Genomic DNA, 2,100 nt, shown 5'->3' with positions numbered 1-2,100 from the left:
GTGCGCCCGCGCCCGTGCCCATGCCGCCCGACACGGCGGCGCAGGACAGGCTGCGCGCCGGACTGTTTCCGCACCGGCGGATGCAGGCGGGCGGGCCCCTGAAATTCTGCCTGGTGGCGGAGGGGGTGGCGCACGTCTTTCCGTGCATGCACCCCACCTGGGAGTGGGATACCGCGCCGGGCCAGGCGCTGCTGGAAGGGGCGGGCGGCACGGTCACCCTGCTGGACGGCGCGCCGCTGACCTACAACAAGCCGGACTTGCGCAACGAGTTCATCCTTGCGGTGGGGCCTGCCGCCTGCGTGGCGGGCGCTTGCGCCGAAAGGCAGGACGCGCTGGGCTGAGCCGCATACGGCATTGCGGTTTGACGCCGTGCAATGGCGCGCGGGGCCGGAAGGGTAGACAGGCCGGGGTGCGTGGGGAGCGCATGGAGGCTGAACGGGGCGCAGATGCGCCCTTTTCCGCGCGCGGTGTTCCGGGGCTGCCTCTGAATCAGGCCGCCCCTAACGCTCGGCCCACAAGGCCCGCCCCCCCTTCACCCGCAGTCGCGCCAGCGGCAGGCCGTGCCAGTACAGCAGGGCGGCGGTGGCGTGACGGGGGGCGTCGATGCTGCGCCCGGTGAGCACCCCGGCGATGTCCGCCGGGTCATCCATGTGCAGCAGCGCGATGTCTCCCCCTCCGTCTGACCCGCCTTGCCTGCCTTGTCCGGTGGAGGCTGTGGGGTGTGTGGGGGGCGGCATCAGGGTGCGCAGCCGGGGCGAGGGACGGATGCCGTCCTTGCCCCACTTGCCCAGCGGGTAGCCGCGCCACCGCAATGCGACGGGCAGCCGTTCCAGCGCATGCCGGGGCAGGAAGTAGGTGGTGTCGCCAAAGGGCGCCACCACGCCGTCTGGCAGCAGGGCCGGGTCCAGCCCGGTGTCGGGCCAGGCCGAAGCGGGCTGGGCGTCGGCGCGCACCCGATCGGCGTCGGGCAGGGGCGGGCCATCGGCAAGGGGACCCGCGTCGTTGTCCGTCCCCCTGGGGCCGGGCTTGCGCAGGCAGGCGATGAAGAAGCCCTGCGCGCCCGAGCGTTCCGGGTCAACCCGCAGGGTGCCGTCGCAGCCGGGCAGTTCCGGCTTGGCGAACACGAAGCCCGGCGGCGGGTCCAGCGGCACGAGTTCCAGCCCCAGTTCGTCGCGGGCGTACAGCACTTGCGCTTCGTTCTCGTGCACGTTGGTGGTGCAGGTGGAAAACACCACCCGCCCGCCGGGGGCCAGCAGCCGCGCGGCCTCTGCCAGCAGCAGCCGCTGGATGCCGATGAGCGGCTTGACCTTGTCGCCCTGCCACAGCTTGAGCACCGAGGGGTTGCGTTCCACCGTGCCCCAGCCGGAGCACGGCGGGTCCAGCTGGATGCGCGTCCACGAACCGTCGGGCAGGGGCAGCGCTTCGCCGGGGTGCGAGCAGGTCACCGCGTTGACGAGATTCAAGGTGAAAAGATTCTGGCGCAGGGTGGCCAGACGGGTGTGGTTGGGTTCGTTGCCCACCACCAGCCCGTGCGGGCCCACCAACTGGGCCAGGAACCCGGTCTTGCTGCCGGGGCTGGCGCACATGTCCAGCACGGCGGCGCCAGGTTCCGGGGCCAGCGCCAGCGGGGGCAGCATGGACGAGCGGTCCTGAATGTAGATCAGCCCGAAGAATGCGGCCAGGCTGCCGCCCAGGGGGCGCGGCTCTTCGGTGAGGCGGCGGCACCACGGAGAGAACGGCTCCGGCTCGAAGTCGTAGCCCTGGGCGCGGAGCAGGTCCTCTACCAGGGGCACCTGGGCGGGCGGGCACACGATGCGAAAGGAACGGGGGGCAGGTGCGGTCATGGCGTTGGGGGAAAGATGAGTGATGGTGGCTGGCGCGGCGGCATGCCGTGATACATGGGGGAAACGGACCGGACACACGGGGGCAACGGAAGCGGGGCACTGTGTCGGGCAACGTGCCGTGCCGACGCGTGCTTGCCGATGTGCCCGTGACGATACCGGCACGGTGCCCGGACGGTGGATGCCGCGCCGCCCGCGGGCCTGCGGAGCCCGGCCCGGCTCGACGGGGACCGATACGGTCCGGCACGGTCCGGCCCGG

2 protein-coding genes are annotated in these 2,100 nt (G+C 72.2%); one reads left to right on the top strand and one right to left on the bottom strand.

From position 1 onward, the window contains the following. Positions 1 to 341, top strand: a 341-nt coding sequence (locus FVW27_RS14070; RefSeq protein WP_279586635.1) for an inositol monophosphatase family protein, incomplete at its 5' end; no start/stop codon positions are given. 159 nt (positions 342 to 500) lie between these two features. Here FVW27_RS14070 and FVW27_RS14065 read toward each other — a convergent pair. Beyond that, positions 501 to 1,844 carry an NOL1/NOP2/SUN domain family protein gene (locus FVW27_RS14065; protein ID WP_167126209.1) on the bottom strand — a complete coding sequence of 448 codons (1,344 nt, stop codon included), beginning with the start codon at positions 1,842 to 1,844 and terminating at the stop codon, positions 501 to 503. Positions 1,845 to 2,100: the final 256 nt, after the last annotated feature.

It is taken from the genome of Nitratidesulfovibrio liaohensis, assembly GCF_011682075.1.
GTDB classification, from domain to species: Bacteria; Desulfobacterota; Desulfovibrionia; order Desulfovibrionales; family Desulfovibrionaceae; genus Cupidesulfovibrio; species Cupidesulfovibrio liaohensis.
This window is presented reverse-complemented; position numbering and strand designations above follow the sequence as displayed.